20 protein-coding genes are annotated in these 19,290 nt (G+C 72.6%); 11 read left to right on the top strand and 9 right to left on the bottom strand.

What is annotated here, in order from left to right:
• The gene (locus ACTMMA_RS05690) at positions 1–504 is read left to right on the top strand and encodes a MarR family winged helix-turn-helix transcriptional regulator (RefSeq protein ID WP_441189139.1); all 504 of its coding nucleotides are present in this window, start codon (positions 1–3) and stop codon (positions 502–504) included.
• A 55-nt stretch (positions 505–559) separates the two neighbouring features.
• Positions 560–2,638: an elongation factor G gene (locus tag ACTMMA_RS05685; protein ID WP_441189138.1), complete on the top strand. Its 2,079-nt coding sequence runs from the start codon at positions 560–562 to the stop codon at positions 2,636–2,638.
• Positions 2,639–2,746: 108 nt separating this feature from the next.
• Here the strand turns inward: ACTMMA_RS05685 and ACTMMA_RS05680 are convergent, their stop codons facing one another.
• Together ACTMMA_RS05680 and ACTMMA_RS05675 are read right to left on the bottom strand one after the other, a co-directional pair.
• Positions 2,747–2,902 (bottom strand): hypothetical protein, encoded by a 156-nt coding sequence (locus tag ACTMMA_RS05680; protein WP_441189137.1) that lies wholly within the window; start codon positions 2,900–2,902, stop codon positions 2,747–2,749.
• Positions 2,903–2,942: 40 nt separating this feature from the next.
• Positions 2,943–5,003 (bottom strand): M3 family metallopeptidase, encoded by a 2,061-nt coding sequence (locus tag ACTMMA_RS05675; protein ID WP_441189136.1) that lies wholly within the window; start codon positions 5,001–5,003, stop codon positions 2,943–2,945.
• Positions 5,004–5,133: 130 nt separating this feature from the next.
• Between ACTMMA_RS05675 and ACTMMA_RS05670 the strand changes: the two genes are divergently transcribed.
• Positions 5,134–5,949, top strand: a complete 816-nt coding sequence (locus ACTMMA_RS05670; RefSeq protein ID WP_441189135.1) for an LLM class flavin-dependent oxidoreductase — start codon at positions 5,134–5,136, stop codon at positions 5,947–5,949.
• 14 nt (positions 5,950–5,963) lie between these two features.
• Here the strand turns inward: ACTMMA_RS05670 and ACTMMA_RS05665 are convergent, their stop codons facing one another.
• A complete protein-coding gene (locus ACTMMA_RS05665) occupies positions 5,964–7,028 on the bottom strand; it encodes an EamA family transporter (protein WP_441189134.1) in 1,065 nt (354 codons plus the stop codon).
• 111 nt (positions 7,029–7,139) lie between these two features.
• Here ACTMMA_RS05665 and ACTMMA_RS05660 point away from each other — a divergent pair, with 111 nt between their 5' ends.
• The gene (locus tag ACTMMA_RS05660) at positions 7,140–7,691 is read left to right on the top strand and encodes a CGNR zinc finger domain-containing protein (protein ID WP_441189133.1); all 552 of its coding nucleotides are present in this window, start codon (positions 7,140–7,142) and stop codon (positions 7,689–7,691) included.
• 1 nt (position 7,692) lies between these two features.
• Positions 7,693–8,787: a trans-sulfuration enzyme family protein gene (locus ACTMMA_RS05655; protein ID WP_441189132.1), complete on the top strand. Its 1,095-nt coding sequence runs from the start codon at positions 7,693–7,695 to the stop codon at positions 8,785–8,787.
• A gap of 6 nt (positions 8,788–8,793) precedes the next feature.
• On the opposite strand, the gene ACTMMA_RS05650 is transcribed toward ACTMMA_RS05655, so the two are convergent.
• A complete protein-coding gene (locus ACTMMA_RS05650) occupies positions 8,794–9,603 on the bottom strand; it encodes a hypothetical protein (protein ID WP_441189131.1) in 810 nt (269 codons plus the stop codon).
• A gap of 4 nt (positions 9,604–9,607) precedes the next feature.
• Positions 9,608–9,748 (bottom strand): ribbon-helix-helix protein, CopG family, encoded by a 141-nt coding sequence (locus ACTMMA_RS05645; RefSeq protein WP_441189130.1) that lies wholly within the window; start codon positions 9,746–9,748, stop codon positions 9,608–9,610.
• 110 nt (positions 9,749–9,858) lie between these two features.
• Here ACTMMA_RS05645 and ACTMMA_RS05640 point away from each other — a divergent pair, with 110 nt between their 5' ends.
• Positions 9,859–10,179, top strand: coding sequence for a YciI family protein (locus tag ACTMMA_RS05640; protein ID WP_441189129.1), 321 nt, complete (start codon positions 9,859–9,861; stop codon positions 10,177–10,179).
• 26 nt (positions 10,180–10,205) lie between these two features.
• Here the strand turns inward: ACTMMA_RS05640 and arcC are convergent, their stop codons facing one another.
• Positions 10,206–11,117 (bottom strand): carbamate kinase, encoded by a 912-nt coding sequence (gene arcC, locus ACTMMA_RS05635; protein WP_441189128.1) that lies wholly within the window; start codon positions 11,115–11,117, stop codon positions 10,206–10,208.
• A gap of 133 nt (positions 11,118–11,250) precedes the next feature.
• On the opposite strand from arcC, the gene ACTMMA_RS05630 reads away from it, so the two are divergent.
• Both ACTMMA_RS05630 and ACTMMA_RS05625 read left to right on the top strand, forming a co-directional pair.
• On the top strand, positions 11,251–11,943 hold the full coding sequence (locus ACTMMA_RS05630; protein ID WP_441189127.1) for a biliverdin-producing heme oxygenase: 693 nt from the start codon (positions 11,251–11,253) through the stop codon (positions 11,941–11,943).
• 8 nt (positions 11,944–11,951) lie between these two features.
• Positions 11,952–12,557, top strand: a complete 606-nt coding sequence (locus tag ACTMMA_RS05625; RefSeq protein WP_441189126.1) for a DedA family protein — start codon at positions 11,952–11,954, stop codon at positions 12,555–12,557.
• A gap of 160 nt (positions 12,558–12,717) precedes the next feature.
• Here ACTMMA_RS05625 and ACTMMA_RS05620 read toward each other — a convergent pair whose 3' ends face one another.
• The gene (locus tag ACTMMA_RS05620) at positions 12,718–13,524 is read right to left on the bottom strand and encodes a DsbA family protein (protein ID WP_441189125.1); all 807 of its coding nucleotides are present in this window, start codon (positions 13,522–13,524) and stop codon (positions 12,718–12,720) included.
• Between the two features lie 35 nt (positions 13,525–13,559).
• Between ACTMMA_RS05620 and ACTMMA_RS05615 the strand changes: the two genes are divergently transcribed.
• Positions 13,560–14,189 carry a 2'-5' RNA ligase family protein gene (locus ACTMMA_RS05615; protein WP_441189124.1) on the top strand — a complete coding sequence of 210 codons (630 nt, stop codon included), beginning with the start codon at positions 13,560–13,562 and terminating at the stop codon, positions 14,187–14,189.
• 38 nt (positions 14,190–14,227) lie between these two features.
• Here ACTMMA_RS05615 and ACTMMA_RS05610 read toward each other — a convergent pair whose 3' ends face one another.
• On the bottom strand, positions 14,228–15,904 hold the full coding sequence (locus tag ACTMMA_RS05610; RefSeq protein WP_441189123.1) for a metallophosphoesterase family protein: 1,677 nt from the start codon (positions 15,902–15,904) through the stop codon (positions 14,228–14,230).
• A gap of 37 nt (positions 15,905–15,941) precedes the next feature.
• Between ACTMMA_RS05610 and ACTMMA_RS05605 the strand changes: the two genes are divergently transcribed.
• Both ACTMMA_RS05605 and ACTMMA_RS05600 read left to right on the top strand, forming a co-directional pair.
• Positions 15,942–17,603, top strand: a complete 1,662-nt coding sequence (locus ACTMMA_RS05605) for an FAD-binding dehydrogenase (protein WP_441189122.1) — start codon at positions 15,942–15,944, stop codon at positions 17,601–17,603.
• Positions 17,604–17,661: 58 nt separating this feature from the next.
• Positions 17,662–18,285, top strand: coding sequence for an NUDIX hydrolase (locus tag ACTMMA_RS05600; protein ID WP_441189121.1), 624 nt, complete (start codon positions 17,662–17,664; stop codon positions 18,283–18,285).
• On the opposite strand, the gene ACTMMA_RS05595 is transcribed toward ACTMMA_RS05600, so the two are convergent.
• On the bottom strand, positions 18,272–19,264 hold the full coding sequence (locus tag ACTMMA_RS05595; RefSeq protein ID WP_441189120.1) for an NAD(P)H-quinone oxidoreductase: 993 nt from the start codon (positions 19,262–19,264) through the stop codon (positions 18,272–18,274). The genes ACTMMA_RS05600 and ACTMMA_RS05595 overlap by 14 nt on opposite strands.
• Positions 19,265–19,290 lie beyond the last annotated feature (26 nt).

Raw genomic sequence — 19,290 nt, 5'->3', positions numbered from 1 at the left:
GTGCCCACGGAGGCGAGCCCGGTGGTGCCGGGCGCTGACCGCGAGGCGCTGACCGCGCAGATCGCCGACGCCGAGCGACGGCTGCACGCGCACGTGACGCGCATGGTGCCGGCCCTGCCGGTGCCGACCGACCTGACCATCCGCCAGCTCCAGGTCCTGGCGATCCTGCGCGGCGCCCCCGACTGCACCGCCCAGGCCGTGGCCGAGGCGCTGCACGTCTCCGCCCCGACGACGAGCGGGCTGCTGGAGCGGGTCGTCGCCAAGGGTTGGGTCGAGCGCCGCCCCGACCCGCAGGACCGCCGCCGGGCCCTCCTGCGGCTGACCCCCGCCGCGGAGGAGCTCCTGGGGGAGTTCGAGTCGCCGACGCAGGTCGTGCGGGAAGAGCTCCTGGACGGTCTGGACGAGTCCGAGCTCCGGGAGCTGTCCCAGGTGCTGGGCCGCCTCTGCGAGGTGGCGCAGGAGAAGGAGGGCGTGCACCGCATACCGGAGAACGACATCGGCTGAGGGACGAGGCCGGACCCCCTTACGCTCCGTCAACGACACGGCGTAGCGTTGAGCCATGAACCGCAACGGCGCCTCATTCGCCCCCCCGACGTCCCCCTCCCAGATCCGCACAGTGGTCCTGGTCGGACCGCAGGGCACCGGGAAGAGTGCGCTGCTGGCGCAGCTGACCACCGGCCAACTCGGGCACGTCAAGGAGGCCGAGGAGGCGTCCACCGAGCTCGGTGTCGCCACCACCGTCCACGACCGCACCGGCACCGTCGTCACCCTCGTCGACAGCCCCGGGCGTCCCGACTTCGTCGGTGACGTGCGCGCCGGGCTCCGCGCGGCCGACGCCGTCCTGTTCGTCGTCGCGGCCGGCAGCGGCATCGACGACGCCACCCGCATGCTGTGGCGCGAGTGCGACACCATCGGCATCCCGCGCGCCGTCGCCGTCACCCAGCTCGAGCTGGCGCGGGCCGACTGGGACAGCGTCGTGGCCGACTGCCGCCGCATCTTCGGCGACGCCGTGCCGCTCGGCCTGCCCGTGATCGAGAAGCAGGAGCTGGCCGCCGTCATCGACCTGCTCGAGCAGACCCGCACCGACGTGGCCGGCACGACCGTCCCGCTGACCGAGGACGAGAAGGCCGAGGTCGAGGAGGCTCGCGGCGCGCTGATCGAGTCCGTCATCGAGCAGTCCGAGGACGAGACGCTGCTGGACCGCTACCTGTCCGGCGAGGAGCTCGACATCGAGGGCCTGCGCGCCGACCTGTCCAAGGCGACCGCCACCGCCCGCTTCTTCCCGATCGTGCCCGTCAACCCCCCGGACGGCACCGGTGTCCCGGCGCTGCTCGACCTGATCGTCAGCGCCTTCCCCTCGCCCGACCGCGCCTGGGTGCCGGCCGTGATGACCCCGCAGGGCGGCGAGTTCGGAGAGGTCACCGCCGACCCGGCCGGCCCGCTCGTGGCGCAGGTCATCCGCACCACCACCGACCCCTACGTCGGCCGCCTGTCCCTGGTCCGGATCTTTTCCGGCACGCTCAACACCGACGACCGGCTGCACGTCTCCGGGCACCTGGAGTGGGTCGTCGGCCACGAGGTGGAGGGCCACCCCGGCCACGACGAGGACGACGAGCGTCTCGGCCAGATGAGCACCCCGACGGCTGCCGGCCCGGTGCCGCGCACCAGCGCCATCGCCGGCGAGCTGGTCCTGGTCACCAAGCTGTCGACCGCGGAGACCTCCGACACCCTCTCCGACACCGACCGGCCCGCGCTCGTCGAGCCGTGGCTGCTGCCCGAGCCGCTCCTGCCCATCGCCATCCAGGCTGCCCGCAAGCAGGACGAGGACAAGCTCGGCAACGCCCTGCAGCGCCTCATCTCCGAGGACCTCACGCTGAGGCTGGAGCGCAACGCCGAGACCCACCAGCTGGTGCTGTGGACCCTCGGTCCGGCGCACGTCGACGACGTGATGGCTCGGCTGGAGGAGAAGTTCAACGTCAAGATCAGCACCGAGCCGGTCCGCACCTCGATGCGCGAGACCTTCGTGCGCAAGGTGGCCGCCCAGGGTCGCCTGGTCAAGCAGTCCGGTGGCCACGGGCAGTATGCCGTGGTGCAGCTGGAGATCGAGCCGCTCGAGCGCGGCGCGGGCTTCGAGTTCGTCGACAAGGTCGTCGGTGGCGCCGTGCCCCGGCAGTTCATCCCGTCGGTGGAGAAGGGTCTGCGCAACCAGCTCGAGGAGGGTGTGCTCGCCGGCTATCCGTGCGTGGACGTGCGCGTGACGCTGCTGGACGGCAAGGCCCACTCGGTGGACTCCTCCGACATGGCCTTCCAGACCGCCGCCGGCTTGGGGCTGCGCGAGGCCGCCAACGAGTCGACCGTCGCCCTGCTCGAGCCGGTCGACACCGTCGAGGTCACCGTGGGTGATGAGTTCGTCGGCGCCTGCCTGGCCGACCTGCGTGGCCGCCGCGCCCAGGTGCACGCCACCCAGCCGGCCGACCTCGAGGGCCACACGGTCGTCACCGCGGACGTGCCGCAGCACGAGCTGTCCCGCTACCCGATCGACCTGCGGTCGGTGGCGCGCGGCACGGGCTCGTTCACGCGGACCTTCGCCCGCTACGACTACCTGCCGCAGAACCTGGCGCGGGAGATCACCGGCTGACCGGTAGTCCTCGACGCCTGAGCAGACCTGGACCACCCGCCGCCCGTCGGCCCGGGTGGTCCAGGTCTGTGGCGGGGGTGTGGTGCCCGGTCGTGACGGTGAGGGGCGTCAGCCGCGCGGCGCCTCCGGCGGGCGCGGGAAGCTCGACCTGGTGTGCCCCTCGTCGATGGACCGCCGGGTGGAGAACCGCTCGGTGCTGGTCATCCGGATGACGTGGACGCCCGAGATCACGACCAGCGCGATCAGGAGCCCGAGGGCGATCATCGATTCGGTCGAGGCCCACCACACGACCAGGGGGTGACTCTCAGGCGGTGAGGCCGAGGCGGGCCAGCAGGTGGGAGACGTCCGGGTCGGAGCCGCGGAAGCGGCGGTAGGACTCCATCGCCTCGATCGAACCACCCCGGCCCAGGAGCTCGGTGCGGAAGCGCTGCCCGGCGGCACGCGTCATACCCCCGGGGTTGTCGTCGTCGCCCTGCTCCCGGAACCAGGCGACGGTGTCGGCGTCCATGACCTCGGACCACAGGTAGGAGTAGTAGCCCGCGGAGTAGCCGCCGCCGAAGATGTGGTGGAAGTAGGCGGAGCGGTAGCGGGGCGGGACGAGGCGGTGCGCGGCGCCGGCGCGCTGGAGGGCGGCGGCCTCGAAGGCCTCCACGCCCTCGGGGTCCTCGGGCAGCTCGCCCAGCGGCGTCTGGTGCCAGGCCTGGTCCAGCAGCATCGCCGCGAGGAGCTCGAGGGTGTCGCGGCCGGACTCGGTGCGGTTGGCCACGAGCGCCTCGATCCACTCCTGCGGGACCGGCTCGCCGGTCTCGTGGTGGCGCATGTAGGAGGCCATCAGGCTCGGCTCCCACGCCCAGATCTCGTTGACCTGGCTGGGGAACTCGACGAAGTCGCGCGGGACGCTGGTGCCCGAGCGGCTCGGGTAGCGCACGTCGGAGAGCAGGCCGTGCAGGTCGTGGCCGAACTCGTGGAAGAGCGTGATGACGTTGTCCCAGGTCATCAGGCTCGGGCTGCCCGGGGCCGGCGGCGGGACGTTGCAGGTGTTGGTCACCACCGGCAGGTCCTCCAGCAGGTGCGACTGATCCACGATCGAGGTCATCCACGCGCCGCCCTGCTTGGTCGGGCGGGTGAACGGGTCGATGACGAAGGCCCCCAGGGTGGTGCCGTCCTCCTCGCGGACCTCGAAGACGCGGGCGTCGCCGGTGTAGCCGACGAGCTCCTCCCGCTCGTGGAAGGTGATGCCGTAGAGCGCGGTGGCGGCGGCCAGGACTCCCTTCTGCAGCACCTGCTCGAACTCGAGGTACGGCTTGAGCTTGTCGGTGTCGAAGGCGCTCTCGGCGGCCTCCTGGGCGGCGAGGAACTGCCAGTCCCACGGCTCCAGGGTGGCGCCGGGCTCCAGCGTCTCCAGACGAGCGGCGAGCTTGTCGGCCTCGGCGTCGGTCAGGGCGACCACGCCGGGGGTGAGGCGGCCCAGGATGTCGTTGACCGCGTCGGTGGTGCGGGCGCAACCGACCTCGTGGACGTAGGCCGCGTGGTGCTCGTAGCCCAGCAGGGTCGCGCGCTCGGCCCGCAGGCGGGCGATCCTGACCAGCATGGCGCGGGTGTCGTGCTCGCCGGACAGACCCCGCTCCACGGAGGCGCGGTAGACCCGCTCGCGCAGGCCACGGTGCTCCAGGGAGTCCAGGATCGGCTGGCCGGAGGTGTTGACGATCGGGATGAGCCAGCCGTCCAGGTCGCGGCCGCGGGCGGCCTCGGCCAGCCCGGCCTTGTCGTCCTCGGACAGGCCTGCGAGCTCGGCCTCGTCGGTGACGTGGACGGCCGCGGCGTTGCGGCCGGCGACCAGCGCGGTGTCGAAGGCGTTGGACAGGGTCGCCAGCTCGGCGTTCAGCTCCCGCAGCCGGGCCTTGCCGGCCTCGTCCAGGGCGATGCCGCCGCGCTCGTAGCCCTTGATCCGCTCGGCGAGGTTGAAGGCGTCCTGCTCGTCCAGCTCGACCTCGCCGGCCTCTGCCCGCCCGCGCAGGGCCAGCAGCCGGTCGTAGAGGCCCCGGTGGAGCATGATCGCGTCGTTGTGGGCGGCCAACTTGGGGGAGAACTCGGCCATGATCGCGTCGCGCTCGGCGTTGGTGTCGGCGGCCTTGGCCACCCAGAAGGCCGAGAGCGTGCGGTCCAGGGTGGCGCCGGTGCGCTCCCAGGCGTGCAGGACGTTCTCCACGGTGGCGGGCTCGGTGTCGGCGGCGAGCGCCTCGAGCTCGGCGAGGTGCTGCTCCATGCCGGCCTCGAGGGCCTCACGGACGTGGGCGTCGGTGATCGTGGCGTAGTCGGGCAGGGAGAACGGCAGCGTCGATGGTGCCAGCAGGGGATTCGTCATGGACTCATCACATCATGCGGGCGACCACGTGGATGACCTGCCAGCCGGACAGCACCGCCTCGGTGGTGAGCTGGTGGTCGTTGTAGTCGGACCAGTGGTCGTCGTCGATCACGGGTGGGAGTCTAGAGACATGGCCGAGATCGGACTCATCTTCCCGCCGGACCAGCCGCCGGAGCACCTGCTGCCGGTGGCGCGCGCGGTCGACGCCTCGACGCTGGACGAGCTGTGGGTGTGGGAGGACTGCTTCGCCCACACGGGGCTGAGCACCGCCTCGGTCGCCCTGGCCAGCACCGACCGGGTGCGCGTGGGGATCGGGCTGATGCCGGTGCCGCTGCGCAACGTGGCGCTGCTGGCGATGGAGATCGCGACCATCGCGCGGCTCTTCCCGGGGCGGTTGCTGCCCACGATCGGCCACGGCGTCCAGGACTGGATGCGCCAGACCGGCGTCAAGCTGGCCTCCCCGCTGACGCTGCTGCGCGAGCAGGCGGTGGCTCTGCGCGCGCTGCTGGCGGGGGAGGAGGTCACGGTGAGCGGCGACTACGTGCGGCTCGACCGCGTGCGGCTGCAGTGGCCGCCGCAGGAGCCGCTGCCGCTCTACGTCGGCGGTGAGGGGCCCAAGACCCTGGCGCTGGCCGGCGAGGTGGGCGACGGGGTCCTGTTCACCGGCGGGACGAGGGACGACGCCCTGCTGGAGGGTATGCGGATCGCCACCGGCGCCCGCACCGCCGCCGGCGTCGGTGGTGGGCTGGAGTGCCTGACCTTCATGGCCGTGCGGCACGGCGCGGACGTCGACGCGGTCACCGCGAAGGTGGGGCGGCTCGTGGAGGCCGGGGCGGACCGGGTCGCGGCCTATGTGCTGTCGCCGGACGGTCCGCCGGCCTCGGACCTGGAGGCGCTGCTGGCGGCGGTGGAGATGCTGGAGGAGGTCCGGCACCAGCTCCGGTGATGGACCCGGGGCGGTCAGTCCGGGATGGGCTCGACCTCGATCGGGCCGGTGTCCGGGTGCACGTCCTCGGGCCGCTCGTCGAGCTTGACGGCCACGACGCCGGCCAGGATGAAGGCGCCGCCGAGCAGCTGGACCGGGGCGGGCAGCTCGGCCAGCAGCAGCCAGGCCCACAGCACCGCGAACATCACCTCGGCCAGCCCGACGAACGAGCTGACCTTGGCGCCGAGGCGGCGCGCGGCGGCGATGCCGGTCACGTAGGCCAGGGCTGCGGCCACCAGGCCCAGCCACAGGATCGGGACCCACCAGGGCACGGTCAGCCCGGCGAGGGTGGCGGTGGTGGTGGACCAGGCCATCGGGACCAGCCCGACCAGGCCGGCCAGCGCGAGGGCCAGGCCACCGACGGCCATCCCCAGCGCGGAGAAGGTGATCGGCGGCAGGCCCGAGGCGTCGTCGGCGCCGACCACGAAGAAGACCGCCAGGCCGACCGCGGCCGCCAGGCCCCACAGGACGCCGGCGGTGGAGAGCTCGATGTCGCCGAGCACGTCGAGCACGAGCAGGAGGCCGACGACCGCGAGCCCGATGCCGAGCACGGTGAGCGGGCGGGGACGCTGCCCCTTGGCCAGCCACAGCCAGCCCACGACCAGGATGGGGCCGAGGTACTCGAGCATCAGCGCGACCCCGACCGAGAGACGCTCGACGGCGAGGAAGTAGAAGAGCTGGCAGCCGGCGACCGCGATCAGCCCGAAGAGGGCCAGGTGGACCCAGGCCAGCGGACGGGACAGCAGGTGCCACCGCCCCCGCATCTCCAGGGCCACGAAGGGCAGGAGGATCAGGGCTCCCAGCGTGATCCTGGCCGTGACCGCGGCGCCCGGGGTCCAACCCTCGGTGAGCACGCTCTTGGCCACCGCGCCGGACGTGCCGAACATCGCCGCGGAGAGCACGGCGATGAGCAGCCCGACGACCAGGTGGCGGGCGCCGGCCGGGCGGCCGTCGGTGCCGGGCCGGCGCGCGGACTGGCGCGCTGCCCCGGGCGCGGTCTCGCGCGGGGTGCCGTCCTGGTGGGTGGTGGTCTCGCTCATCGCGTCCCCCTCTCGGTGCGGGTCGGCCGAGAGTCGTCGGCCTGACGTGGGATCATGGGTGTCAGACGTTGAGGGACATGACGATAGATGAGAGGCGTGTCAGGAGTCAAGATGCAATTCACCCATGACACCGAGCTGGCGCTGCAGGGGGCGGCCGCCCTGGTCAACACGACCGGTCGAGGCACCGGGGAGGACACCCTGGGCACGGTGGCCGACCTCGACGACTTCGTGCGCGAGTGGCGCTGGTCCGGCTCGCGGCAGCGTGACCGCGCCGAGCTGGACGCGGTCCGGGCGCTGCGGCCGCGGCTGGCGGTGCTCTGGGAGCTGGGGGAGGAAGAGATCGCCGAGCACGTGAACACCCTGCTCGCCGAGGCCCGGGCCCTGCCGCGCGTCGTCCGGCACGACGACTTCGGCTGGCACCTGCACGCCACCTCCGACGATGCCCCGCTGGCCACCCGGATGGCGGTCGAGGCCGCGATGGCCTTCGTCGACGTGCTGCGCGCCGACGAGGTCCGGCGGCTGCGCACCTGCGAGGCCGAGGACTGCCAGGACGTCCACGTCGACCTGTCCCGCAACCGGTCCCGCCGCTTCTGCAGCACCACCTGCGGCAACCGGGTGGCGGCGGCCGCCTACCGCGAGCGCCAGGCCCGGCGGGAGGGCTGAGATGGAGCAGCACGAGAGCCTCGACCCCGCGACCCGCGCGGTCGCGCTCGGCCGGCCGGACCGCATACCCGGAGCCCCCGTGAACGTCCCGGTGACCTTCTCCTCCACCTATCTCGCCGGCGGCGAGGTGAGCTATGCGCGCGCCTCCAACCCGACCTGGGAGGCGCTGGAGGAGGTGCTCGGCTCGCTCGAGGGCGGCCACGCGCTGACCTTCGCCTCCGGCCTGGGCGCCGTGGCTGCGGTCGTCGGGTCCCTGCCGGTGGGCAGCGTGGTCGTCGCCCCGACCCACGTCTACAACGGCACCGGTGGGTTGCTGGCCGAGCGGGTCGCGGCCGGCGCGCTCGAGGTGCGCAACGTGCCGGCCCACGAGACCGACGCGATCGTCGAGGCCTGCGACGGGGCCGCCCTGCTCCTGCTGGAGACGCCGACCAACCCGATGATGGAGGTCACCGACGTCGCCGCGGTCATGGGTCGGCTCGAGGAGCGGTATGCGGCCGCCCGCCCCCTCGTCGTGTGCGACAACACCTTCGCCACCCCGCTGGTGCAGCGGCCCCTGGCCTGGGGCGTCGACGCGGTCCTGCACTCGGCGACTAAGTACCTGGCCGGTCACTCCGACGTGCTGCTCGGCGCCCTCGTGGTGGCACCGGGTCGGCCGGACCTGCTGGAGCGGTGGAGCACCTACCGGACCCTGCACGGGGCGATCCCGGGGCCGATGGAGGCCTGGCTCGTGCTGCGGGGTGTCCGGACGTTGGCGCTGCGGGTGGAGCGGGCCTCGGCCTCCGCCGCGGTCCTGGCGGAGCGCCTCGGGGACCACCCGGCCGTCAGCGCCGTGCGGTATCCAGGCTTCGGGGCGATGGTCTCGATCGAGCTGGGCGGTGACGCCGAGGCCGCCGAGAGGGTGTGCGAACGGGTGCGGCTGTGGACGCACTCGACCAGCCTGGGCGGCGTCGAGTCGCAGCTGGAGCGCCGCCGCCGGCACCCCCTCGAGGTCGAGACGGTGCCGGCGGACCTGGTGCGGCTCTCGGTCGGGGTCGAGGCGGTCGAGGACCTGTGGCGCGACCTGCGTCAGGCCCTCGACCCGCTCGATCCCCCGTGACCGAGATCAGTCCATCTCGGCCAGGGTGTAGCCGTAGAGGTCGGACTGACGCTCGTTGATCCAGATCTCCTTGACCCCGTCGGGGTCGACGATCTGCAGGGTCCGGCTGTAGGTCTCGTCGATGAGCGCCGACCCGATCCCGGCGGCGTCCAGCAGCGCTTTGGCCTCCTCGACGTTGCCGGCCCACTCGAAGGCCAGCTCCGCGCCGACCGAGTCCGCGGCGTGGGTCGCCATCAGGCCGCCGCCGTCGCAGGTCAGGTCGGTCCAGACACCGTCGTCGGCGATCAGGCGCGGGCGGGCGCCGAGCGAGGTCAGGACGCGCCGGGCCTCCGCGGGGGTGGTGGTGTACCAGATGCCGACCACCGACAGTCGCGGTTCCGCGGCGGGGGTGTCCTCCGGGGCCTCGGTGGGGGAGTCGAGGGTGAAGGTCGTGCCGTCGGCCGCGGTGACCAGGCCGGCGGTGCCGTGGTCCTGCTCGCTCAGCTCGATGGGGGCGCCGGCCGCGGCGGCGATGCGCACGGCCTGCTCCACGGGGGTGGACGTCTCCAGCGGCAGGGTCGTGCGGCCGGCGGGCTGGTCGGGATTGCTGGCGTGCAGCGCGACGCGGCCCGACCCGAGCTGGTAGACCAGCCAGCCGGGGTGCTCGCTGATGAGGACGCCGCCCAGGGTCTCCAGGATGCGCTGCCAGGCAGGGATGTCGGCGGTGAAGCGGATCGGCCGGGCGGTCAGGTCGGTGATCGTGCTCATGCTGCTCTCCATGCTCGTGCTCGTGTCCTGCGTGGTGGCCTGCTCCGAGGCGTGCTGCTGGGGGGACATGGGATCACTCCTTGTCGGCGAGGTAGGCGCGCAACGCCTTCTCGACCAGGGCCGAGAGGCTGAGCCCCTCGTCGATGCCCCGGTGCTTGACGGCGGTGATGAGGTCGCGCGGGAGGTAGACGTTGAACTGCGCCTTCTCTTCCATGGATAGGATGCTAGCAATCTATGAATGCGGGTGCAAGGGTTGAGGGGACGGACGAGGGTGCAGGAGATCTGGGGCCCCGGGGAGTGGCGAGCCTCACTACGATCAAGGGCATGAGCCTCTTCGCCGTGCACTACTCCTACTCCGACGACACCGCCGCGCGCGACGAGCACCGGCCCGCGCACCGCGAGTTCCTGGGCGGGCTCGCCGCGGAGGGCGTGGTGCTGATGTCCGGCCCCTACGCCTCGGTCGAGGGCGCCCCCGACGCCGCGCTCCTGCTCCTGCGCGGCAGCAGCGCCGCCGAGCTGGTGGAGCTGCTGCGCGAGGACCCCTTCCAGCAGCAGGGCCTGGTCGACCAGGTGGCCGTCCGCGAGTGGACCCCCGTCGTGGGCGCCTGGGCGCAGGGCGTGCTGGCCGACGAGCTCAAGGGCTGAGCCCGCGCCTCGAGAGCTGAGCGCGACTACCGGGTGACGTAGGTGCCGGCCGTCCCATCGACGAGCCGGACCGCGTCCTCCAGGTTGCCGATCGCCGCCGCCGCGCCCGGTGCACCGCTCTCGACGAAACGGCATACCGCCTCGACCTTGGGTCCCATCGACCCCTCCGGCAGGTCCAGCGCGCGGAGCTCCTCGGGGGTCGCCCGCGAGATGGGCCGCGCCTCGTCGGTGCCGAAGTCCTCCATCACGGCCGAGACGTCGGTGAGCACGAGGAGCCGGTCGGCGCCCAGGCGGTGGGCCAGCAGGGCGGCGCTGAGGTCCTTGTCGATGACGGCCTCGACGCCGGCGAGGTCGCCGTCCTCCTGGAGCACCACCGGCACGCCCCCGCCGCCGGCGCAGATCACGATGACGCCCTGGTCCAGCAGGTTGTCGATGAGCCGGGTCTCGATGATCTCCCGCGGTTGCGGCGACGGGACGACGCGACGCCAGCGGTCGCCGTCCTGCCGGACCTCCCAGCCGTTCTTCTCCGCCAGCTCGTGGGCGGTCTGCTCGTCGTAGACCTCCCCGACGAACTTTGTCGGGTCCTCGAACGCCGGGTCGTCGCGATCCACCAGCGTTTGGTTGAGGATCGCCGCGAACTGCCGGTAGGGCCGCTCGTTGCCGATCGCCTGCAGCAGCCAGTAGCCGATCAGCCCCTGCGTCATCGCGCCCAGCGCGTCGAAGGGATAGGGCTCGGTGAGGCGTTGGTCGGCCGCGCTCTCCATCGCCAGCACCCCCACCTGCGGGCCGTTGCCGTGCGTGATCACCACGTCGTGCTCGTCCACCAGCGGCGCCAGCGCGCGCATCGCGCGGCGGATGTTGCGCACCTGCGCCTCCGCGTCGGGCACCTGGCCCCGTTCGAGCAGGGCGTTGCCTCCGAGGGCGACGACGATCCTCATGTGGCTGAGGGTATGCGGTGCAGCGTCTTTCGTGGGGGTGGCGTCTTCGGTCTTTTTTGGTTAGGTTGTCCTTACCTAAAGAGGGTGAGGTCCGCCTGCGCGGGCTGATCCCCGGCCGCCCAGGAGACTCCCGATGTCCGACCCCCAGCCCGACGCCCTGCCTCTGTCGGTCGCGCTGCGCACCACGACCGCCGCCGCCCACGAGAGCGCCGAGCGGTCCAGCTTCATCTCCGACCTGATGGAGGGGCGGGCGTGCCGCCGCGCGTTCGTCGCGCTGGCCGCCCAGCAGCTGGTGATCTACCGGGCTCTGGAGGAGGTCCTGCACGAGCACTACGCCGACGACCCGGTGCTCGCGCACGTCGACGACCGGCGCCTGGACCGCGTCGCGGCCCTGGAGCACGACCTCGAGGTGCTGGTCGGTCCTGACTGCGAGGTGCGGCTGGCCGACGGGCGGCTCCCCCTGACCGGGGCCACGGTGGCCTACGCCTCATACCTGCGCGAGCACCACAGCACCGAGGTGATCCTGGCCAACCACTACGTGCGCTACCTGGGCGACCTGTCCGGCGGCCAGATCATCGCCACCCTGGCCGGCCGTCACTACGACATCCCCGCCGACGGGCTGACCTTCTACCGCTTCGAGGGGATCGACAAGCTCAAGGTCTACAAGGACGGCTACCGGGCGGCGCTGGACGGGATCCCGCTGGGGGAGGCGCAGCGGCAGGCTACCCTTGATGCTGCCGTGCATGCCTTCCAGCTCAACGAATCCGTCTTCGCCTCCCTCGGGGCCGCGAAGGCTCCTGAGCACGCCGCCGGGCTGAGGGGCTGAGGGCCGGCATGGAGATGTTCAACGGCTATCCCTTCGGCCTCGCCCTGGCCTTCCTCTTCTGCATCGCGATGCTGCGCGGGCAGGCCACCTACTGGATCGCCCGCTACGTCACCGAGCAGACGCTCAAGCGCACCCGCCCGGCGGAGGGCTGGCAGGCCCGCGTCCACGGCTGGCTCTCGAGCAACGCCGTCGACCGGGGGCGTGACGCGGTGCAGCGGTGCGGGATCTTCGCCGTGCCGCTGGCCTACCTGACCGTGGGCATCCAGACCGTGGTGCTGGCCTCCGCCGGCGTCATCCGCATGCGCTGGCTGCGCTTCACCCTGGCCCAGTCCTTGGGGGCGCTGGCCTGGGGCCTGATCTACTCGACCATCGGCTTCGCCATGTGGGCCGCCTTCTTCGAGGCTGCCGTCGCCGACCGGCGCGTTCTGGTCGTCCTGGCCACCGTGCTGGTCGCGCTCATCGTGGCCGTCAGCCACCGGGTGGCCAGCCACCGCCGCCTGCGCCGGGAGGCCGCCGCCTGCCCGGTCGGTGCGCACCCCGAGCGCGAGACGATCGACCCGGACCTGAGCCTGCCGCAGACGGCTGCGCCCTCGGCTCCCGCCGACCGCTCCTGACTCGGCCACCGCGCCATTCGAAGTCACCCTCGGCCCACAGATGTCGGAGGGCGCCACACATGTCGCCAAACCGGAGATCTGCCCAGGTTGGAACCTGGGCAGATGTGAGGTTTACCGTCATCGGCTGAGGTCGCCGACATCGGCCCCGGCACAACCCGGATCACGGGGTGGCTGCGAGCTCCTTCTGCTGCTCGATCACGGTGCGGAAGTGGGCGGCCTCGTAGGCGCCCTGCACCACGGCGGTGTTGATCAGGAAGGTCGGCGTCGAGCTGATGCCCAGCGAGCGGGCCTCGGTGGTGTCGGCCTCGACCGCGGCCGCGAGCTCCTCGTCATCCAGCGCCTCGGTGAAGGCGTCGAGGTCGGGCACCCCGACCTCCTCGGCGATCGCCACGAGGTCGTCGCGGGTCAGCTCGGCCCGGCCCTCGCTCGAGCGCTCGAAGACCGCCGACTGGTAGTCCACGAGCTTGTCCTGCTGCGCCGCGGCGCGGGCCGCGATCGCGGCGTCCTGGGAGCCCTCGCCGAACAGGACGAGATCACGGAACTCGATCCGGAGCGTCCCGTCCTCGACCAGCGGCATCAGCTCGGGGCGGGTCTCCAGGTGAAACCGGGTGCAGTAGGGGCAGCGGTAGTCGGCGTACTCGATCATCACGACCGGGGCGTCGACCTCGCCGACCGCCATGGGGTCCTCGGGGTCCCGACGCTGCAGGTCCATGAGCATCTGCTGGACCTCGGGGCTCGGGGTCTGCGGAGCGGCCTCCGGCGCGGCGGGGGCCTGGGCCGGGTCCGGCGTCGGAGCCGCCGGTGCCGTGGCGGGTGCGGTCGCCGGAGGCGCGGCGGCGGTGCCGTCCCCACGCTGGCTCATGGCCAGGTAGGCGATGAGTCCGGCCACCAGGGCGACCACGATGGTCGCGATGGCCCAGGCGATCGAGCTGGCCTTGGAATCGTTGGCGGGCGGCGTCGCGGTCACCGGCCCACCATCGCACATGCGCGAGGATGGTCGGCATGCGAGTCTTCGTCGCGATCCTGCCCCCGCCCGAGGTGGTCGATCAGCTCGACATCTTCCTGGCCCCGCGCCGGGACGCCCTGGCCGACCGCGGTCAGTGGCGCTGGACCCGCTCCGAGCACCTGCACATCACTCTCGCGTTCATCCCCGACCTGGACGGCTGGCGCGAGGAGGCCCTGATCGAGGCGGGTGAGGAGTGGGCCGCCCGCCAGTCACCGCTCGGCCTCCGGCTCAAGGGTGCCGGCGCCTTCCCCGACCCCGGCTCCGCCCGTGTGCTGTGGGCGGGCATCGAGGAGAAGGCCGAGGGCTCTGCCGACGCCGACCCCTCGGTGGACGAGGGCTCCGCCAGCGTGCTGCCCGGGTGGGCCAAGGGGCTGCGCGCCGTCGCCAACCACGCCGGGGCCCGCGTCGACGGCACCCGCTTCCACCCCCATCTCACCCTGGCCCGGTCGGTCGGCCGCCCGGGGCCGGCGGGTCATCTGCTCCAGTCGCTGGACACGCTCGTCTCGCCGGCTTGGCAGGTGCAGGACCTGGTGCTGATGGCCTCGCACCTGGGGGAGGGCCCGCGCCGGACGCCCAGGTATGAGGTTCGCCACCGGTGGGTGCTCGGCGCACCTCCGGTTGGCTGAGCTCAGGTCAGGAGCGGGCCAGGGCGCGGCGCTGGAGGTCATCCGCCCTCGGCCCCGTCGGCGTCATCTCCAGAGTCGTCAACGCCGCCAGCTCCACCCTCGCCCTCGCTCCCGAGCGCAGGCTGGGCCTCGAGCAGGGGATCGATCTGCACCCCGAGGTCGGGACCGCATACCCGACCCTCCTGGGGAGCGGACTCCTGGACGGTGCGGCCGTTGATGATCGAGACGTCGTCGAACTGCGGCCGCCCGGAGACCAGGTTGCGATAGCTGTAGCGCGTCAGCCGGGTGACCGAGCAGTCGGTGCCGAAGGTGAGCACGTCGAAGGAGTAGGGGTGGCCGATCAGCTCACCGGCGGTCTCCGGGTTCTCCTCGGCCGCCTCCTTGGAGCTGTCGGTCAGCGGCGGGATGCGGAACTGGTTGACCACCCCGCCACCGGTGAACGACCCCAGCTGGATGTGGGAGCCGTCCAGGCCCCGCGCGTGCATATGTCCGTTGAGGGTGACCGCGCGCGTGGGGACGCGGTGCGCGGCATAGGGCTGGTGGGTCACCACGATGTCGGTCGGGGTCAGCCCCTCGGTCGCCTCCCGGAAGGCCGCCGCGATGACGGTCTGCTCCTCGGCGAAGTCGGCGCCGCGCTGGTTGTAGTAGCGGGTGTCGTTGAAGCCGCTGACGGTGACGCCGTTGACCGCGGCCCGCACGAACTCGCCCTGCGTCGGCTCGAGCAGGACCACGTTGGGCAGGCGGGAGAGGCGGCGCAGCACGTTCTCGTCGGTCGAGGACAGCGCGTCGTGGTTGCCCCGCGTGAAGATGTAGGGCACGCCCAGGCTCTGGATGCCTTGGTAGATCCCGGTCAGGTTGCCCTCGCGCGGCTGGCCGAAGTTGACCAGGTCGCCGGTGTCGATGACGGCGTCGATGTCCTCGTTCTCCACGATCTCGCGCATCAGCGGATAGTGGTTGAGCCCGTGGATGTCGCTGACCAGCAGGAACTTGGCCCCCGGCGGCAGCGTCTCGGCGTCGGGGTTGAACTCCTGCCGCACCGCGTCCGAGAGCGCCAGCAGGTTGGTGACGTAGATCGCGCCGTGGTCGGCGTTGCGGGTCAGGTCGGTGAGGATCCCCCGGTTGGCCTGCACCAGGGACAGCAGCGAGGTGGCGCGGAACTCGGCGACGTTCGCGGTCCGATAGGTCAGGTATGCGGCAGCCCCCGGCCCCGCGAGGGCCAGGGCCGTGGCCAGGCCCGACACCAGGAAGACGTGAGGTGTGCGCCGGGGGCGAGCGACCGCATACGCCAGGAGCGCGAGCAGCGTGGTGCCCATCGCGCCGGCGGCGAACTTCCACGCGACCTCGCGGACGCCGTCGTCGATGGCGGCGCGCAGCTCGGCCTGGTCGGGCTGGAGGTCGGCGCTCTGCAGGCGGCCGCTGCGCAGCAGGTCGGTCACCTCGTCACGGACCTGGACCTGGGCGGTCAGGCCCGGCGCGGGCAGGGGTCCGTGGAAGTCGACGAACACGTCGCCCACGACGGTGGGCAGGTGCACGGTGGAGCCGAGGTTGGGCTCGACGGACACCTCGGCCGAGAAGTAGCGCGTCGCGGCCTCGACCGGCCACAGCTGGGTGGTGGCCACGCCGCCGGTGAAGGCGACCAGGGCCATCACGAGCACCAGGACAGCACGACGGAGCCCGACCAGCAGGCTGCGACGGATGGGCTCACGGGTGCGCATCGGCACCGAGCCTAGTGCGCCGGACTAGTGTTCCGTCATGGACGCTGACGTCATCGTGGTCGGGGCCGGGCTGGCCGGACTGGTCGCCACCAGCGAGCTGGTGGCCGCAGGACGTCGGGTGGTGCTGGTCGACCAGGAGTCGACCACCCACCTGGGCGGGCAGGCCTGGTGGAGCTTCGGCGGGCTCTTCCTGGTCGACAGCCCCGAGCAGCGGCGGATGGGGATCAAGGACTCCTTCGACCTGGCCTGGCAGGACTGGCGGGGGAGCGCGGGCTTCGACCGTGGCGACGACGAGGACCTGTGGGGCGTGCGGTGGGCCCGGTCCTATGTCGAGTGGGCCGCCGGGGAGAAGCGGGCCTGGCTGCGCGACAAGGGCGTGCGCTTCTTCCCCGTCGTGGGCTGGGCCGAGCGGGGGGACGGGACCGCGACCGGCCACGGCAACTCGGTGCCGCGCTTCCACATCACCTGGGGGACGGGGCCGGGCGTCGTCGAGCCCTTCGAGCGGGAGGTCCGCGCCGGGGTCGAGGCGGGGCTGGTCGAGCTGCGCGGCCGGCACCGGGTGACCGGGCTGGTCGTGACCGACGGTGCGGTGACCGGCGTGCGGGGCCGGGTGCTGGCGCCGGACGAGGTCGAGCGGGGTGCTCCCTCGAGCCGGGAGGAGGTCGGGGACTTCGAGCTGTCCGCCCAGGCCGTGGTCGTCGCCAGCGGCGGCATCGGGGCCAACGAGGACCTGGTGCGGCAGTTCTGGCCGCAGCGGCTCGGGGCCCCGCCGGGGGAGATGGTCACCGGGGTGCCGGCCTATGTCGACGGGTCGATGCTCGAGCCGGTCGTGGCCGCCGGCGCCCGGCTGGTGAACCGGGACCGCATGTGGCACTACGTCGAGGGCCTGCCCAACCACGCGCCGGTCTGGCCGGGGCACGGCATCCGGATCCTGCCCGGTCCCAGCTCGTTGTGGCTGGACGCGACGGGAAGGCGACTGCCTGCCCCATACCTGCCGGGTTTCGACACCCTCGGCACGCTGGAGCACCTGCGCACGACCGCGCCCGGGCACGACCACAGCTGGTTCATCGCCACGCACACGATCCTGGGCAAGGAGTACGCCCTCTCCGGCTCCGAGCAGAATCCCGACCTCACCGGGCGGTCGGTGCGGCAGGTGCTCGGTCGGGTGACGACCGACGTGCCGGGGCCGGTGCAGGCCTTCGTCGACCACGGGGCCGATGTCGTCGAGGCCACGACCGTGGAGGAGCTGGTCGTGAAGATGAACGGCCTGACCGGGGAGGACCTGCTCGACCCCGCCGCCGTGCGCGAGCTGGTCGAGGCGCGCGACCGGGAGCTGGACAACGACTACGGCAAGGACGTGCAGACCGCGCTCGTGCGGGCGGCGCGCAGGTCGCGCGGGGACAAGCTCATCCGCACGGCCTCGCCGCACCGCTTCCTCGACCCGAAGCACGGGCCGCTGGTCGCCCTGCGGCTGCGGGTCCTGACGCGCAAGACGCTCGGCGGCGTGCAGACCGACCTCGACGGCCGCGCCCTCGGCGACGGCGGCCAGATCGTCCCAGGTCTGTATGCGGCAGGTGAGGTCGCCGGGTTCGGTGGCGGCGGGGTGCACGGTTACCGCTCGCTGGAGGGGACCTTCCTGGGTGGCTGCCTGTTCTCCGGGCGCGCGGCGGGACGGGCGGCGGCCGCGGCGACGGGATGACGGCCGACGGATGACGGTCTGACGGGCCGATGTCGGTGCCGTGTGGTTGGGTGAGCGCGTGGACCTGAGCACGCTGCGCCGCAAGATGGGGACGGCCGCGCTGGTGGCCTTCCGGGTGACTCCGGGGCCGATCAAGCGGACCGTCGTGCGCACCGTGGCCCCCTCCTTCACCGTGGGCGCGGTGTGCGTCATCGAGCACGACGACGAGATCCTCGTGCTCTGGCAGCCGCACCGGCGAGGGTGGAGCCTGCCCGGCGGGCTGCTGGGCCGGGGCGAGGAGCCGACCGAGGCGGTGCGTCGGGAGGTGCTCGAGGAGGTGGGGCTCGACATCGATCCCGGTGATCCCGTCGCGGTCCGGGTGGACCCGCTGGAGCAGGGGGTCGACGTGATCTTCCGGGTCAGCCTGGAGGACAAGCCGGAGATCGCCCTGGCCACCGAGGCGCGCAAGGCCAGATGGACCACGCGCAAGGAGCTGGGCAAGGCCGACCGAGACACCCGCGGCATCCTCGACGTGCTGGCCGGTGCCGGCGCGGACCGGCGCCCCGGTCGGCTGGTGCAGGACGCCCTGACCAGCGGGGCCGCGGACGGCGCCTACGCCACGGGCACCGGCGACGTGGAGGTCCAGACCGCGGTCGACGGGGGCCAGGTCGACGAGGGCCCGGACGACGTCAGGAGGTCGTGACCTCCAGGAGGATCTTGCCGATGTGGCCGGACTCCTCCATCTCGCGGTGCGCCGCGGCGGCCTCCGCCAGCGGGTGGCGGGAGGAGATGACCGTGCGCACGCGGCCCTCCTCGATCCAGGGCCAGACCGTCTCCCGCACCTCGCGGACGATGCGGGCCTTGTCCTCCAGCGGACGGCTGCGCAGCGAGGTCGCGGCGACCGAGGCCCGCTTGGGCAGCAGCTTGCCCAGGTCGAGCTCGGCCTTGCGGCCGCCGAGCAGCCCGATGACGACCAGGCGTCCGCCGTCGGCGAGGGCGTCGACGTTCCGGGCCAGGTACTTCGCGCCGACCACGTCGAGGATGACGTCGGCGCCGTGGCTGTCGGTGGCGGCCTTGAGCTCCTCGACGAAGTCCTGCTCCTTGTAGTTGATGAGGATGTCGGCCCCGAGCTCGCGGCAGGCCTCGAGCTTGTCGGCCGAGCCCGCCGTCACCGCGACCCGGGCGCCGAGCGCCTTGGCGACCTGGATCGCCATCGTGCCGATGCCGCTGGAGCCGCCGTGCAGCAGCACCGTCTCTCCCTCGGAAAGCCCTGCCTGGTTGACCAGGTTGCTCCAGACCGTGCACGCCACCTCGGGGATGCCTCCCGCGTCGGCCAGGCTGACGCCGGCCGGGATCGGCAGGAGCTGACCGACGGGGACGGCGACGAGCTCCGCATACCCTCCGCCGGCCAGCAGCGCGCAGACCTCGTCGCCGACCTGCCAGCCGGAGTCCTCCGTGCCGGGCCCGAGCTCGGCGATCCGGCCGCTGACCTCCAGGCCGAGCAGCTCGGAGGCGCCGGGCGGGGGCGGGTAGTAGCCCATCCGCTGCTGCACGTCGGCGCGGTTCACGCCCGCCGAGACGACCTCGACGAGCACCTCGCCGTCGGAGAGGGCGGGATCGGGGACGTCGGCCTCGACGAGGACGTCGGCCTGACCGGGCTCGGTGATGGTGATCGCTCGCATGCCACGACGCTAGCCGAGCGGACCCC

Origin of the sequence: Ornithinimicrobium panacihumi (genome assembly GCF_052073805.1) — a bacterium.
Lineage (GTDB): Bacteria > Actinomycetota > Actinomycetes > Actinomycetales > Dermatophilaceae > Ornithinicoccus > Ornithinicoccus panacihumi.
This window is presented reverse-complemented; position numbering and strand designations above follow the sequence as displayed.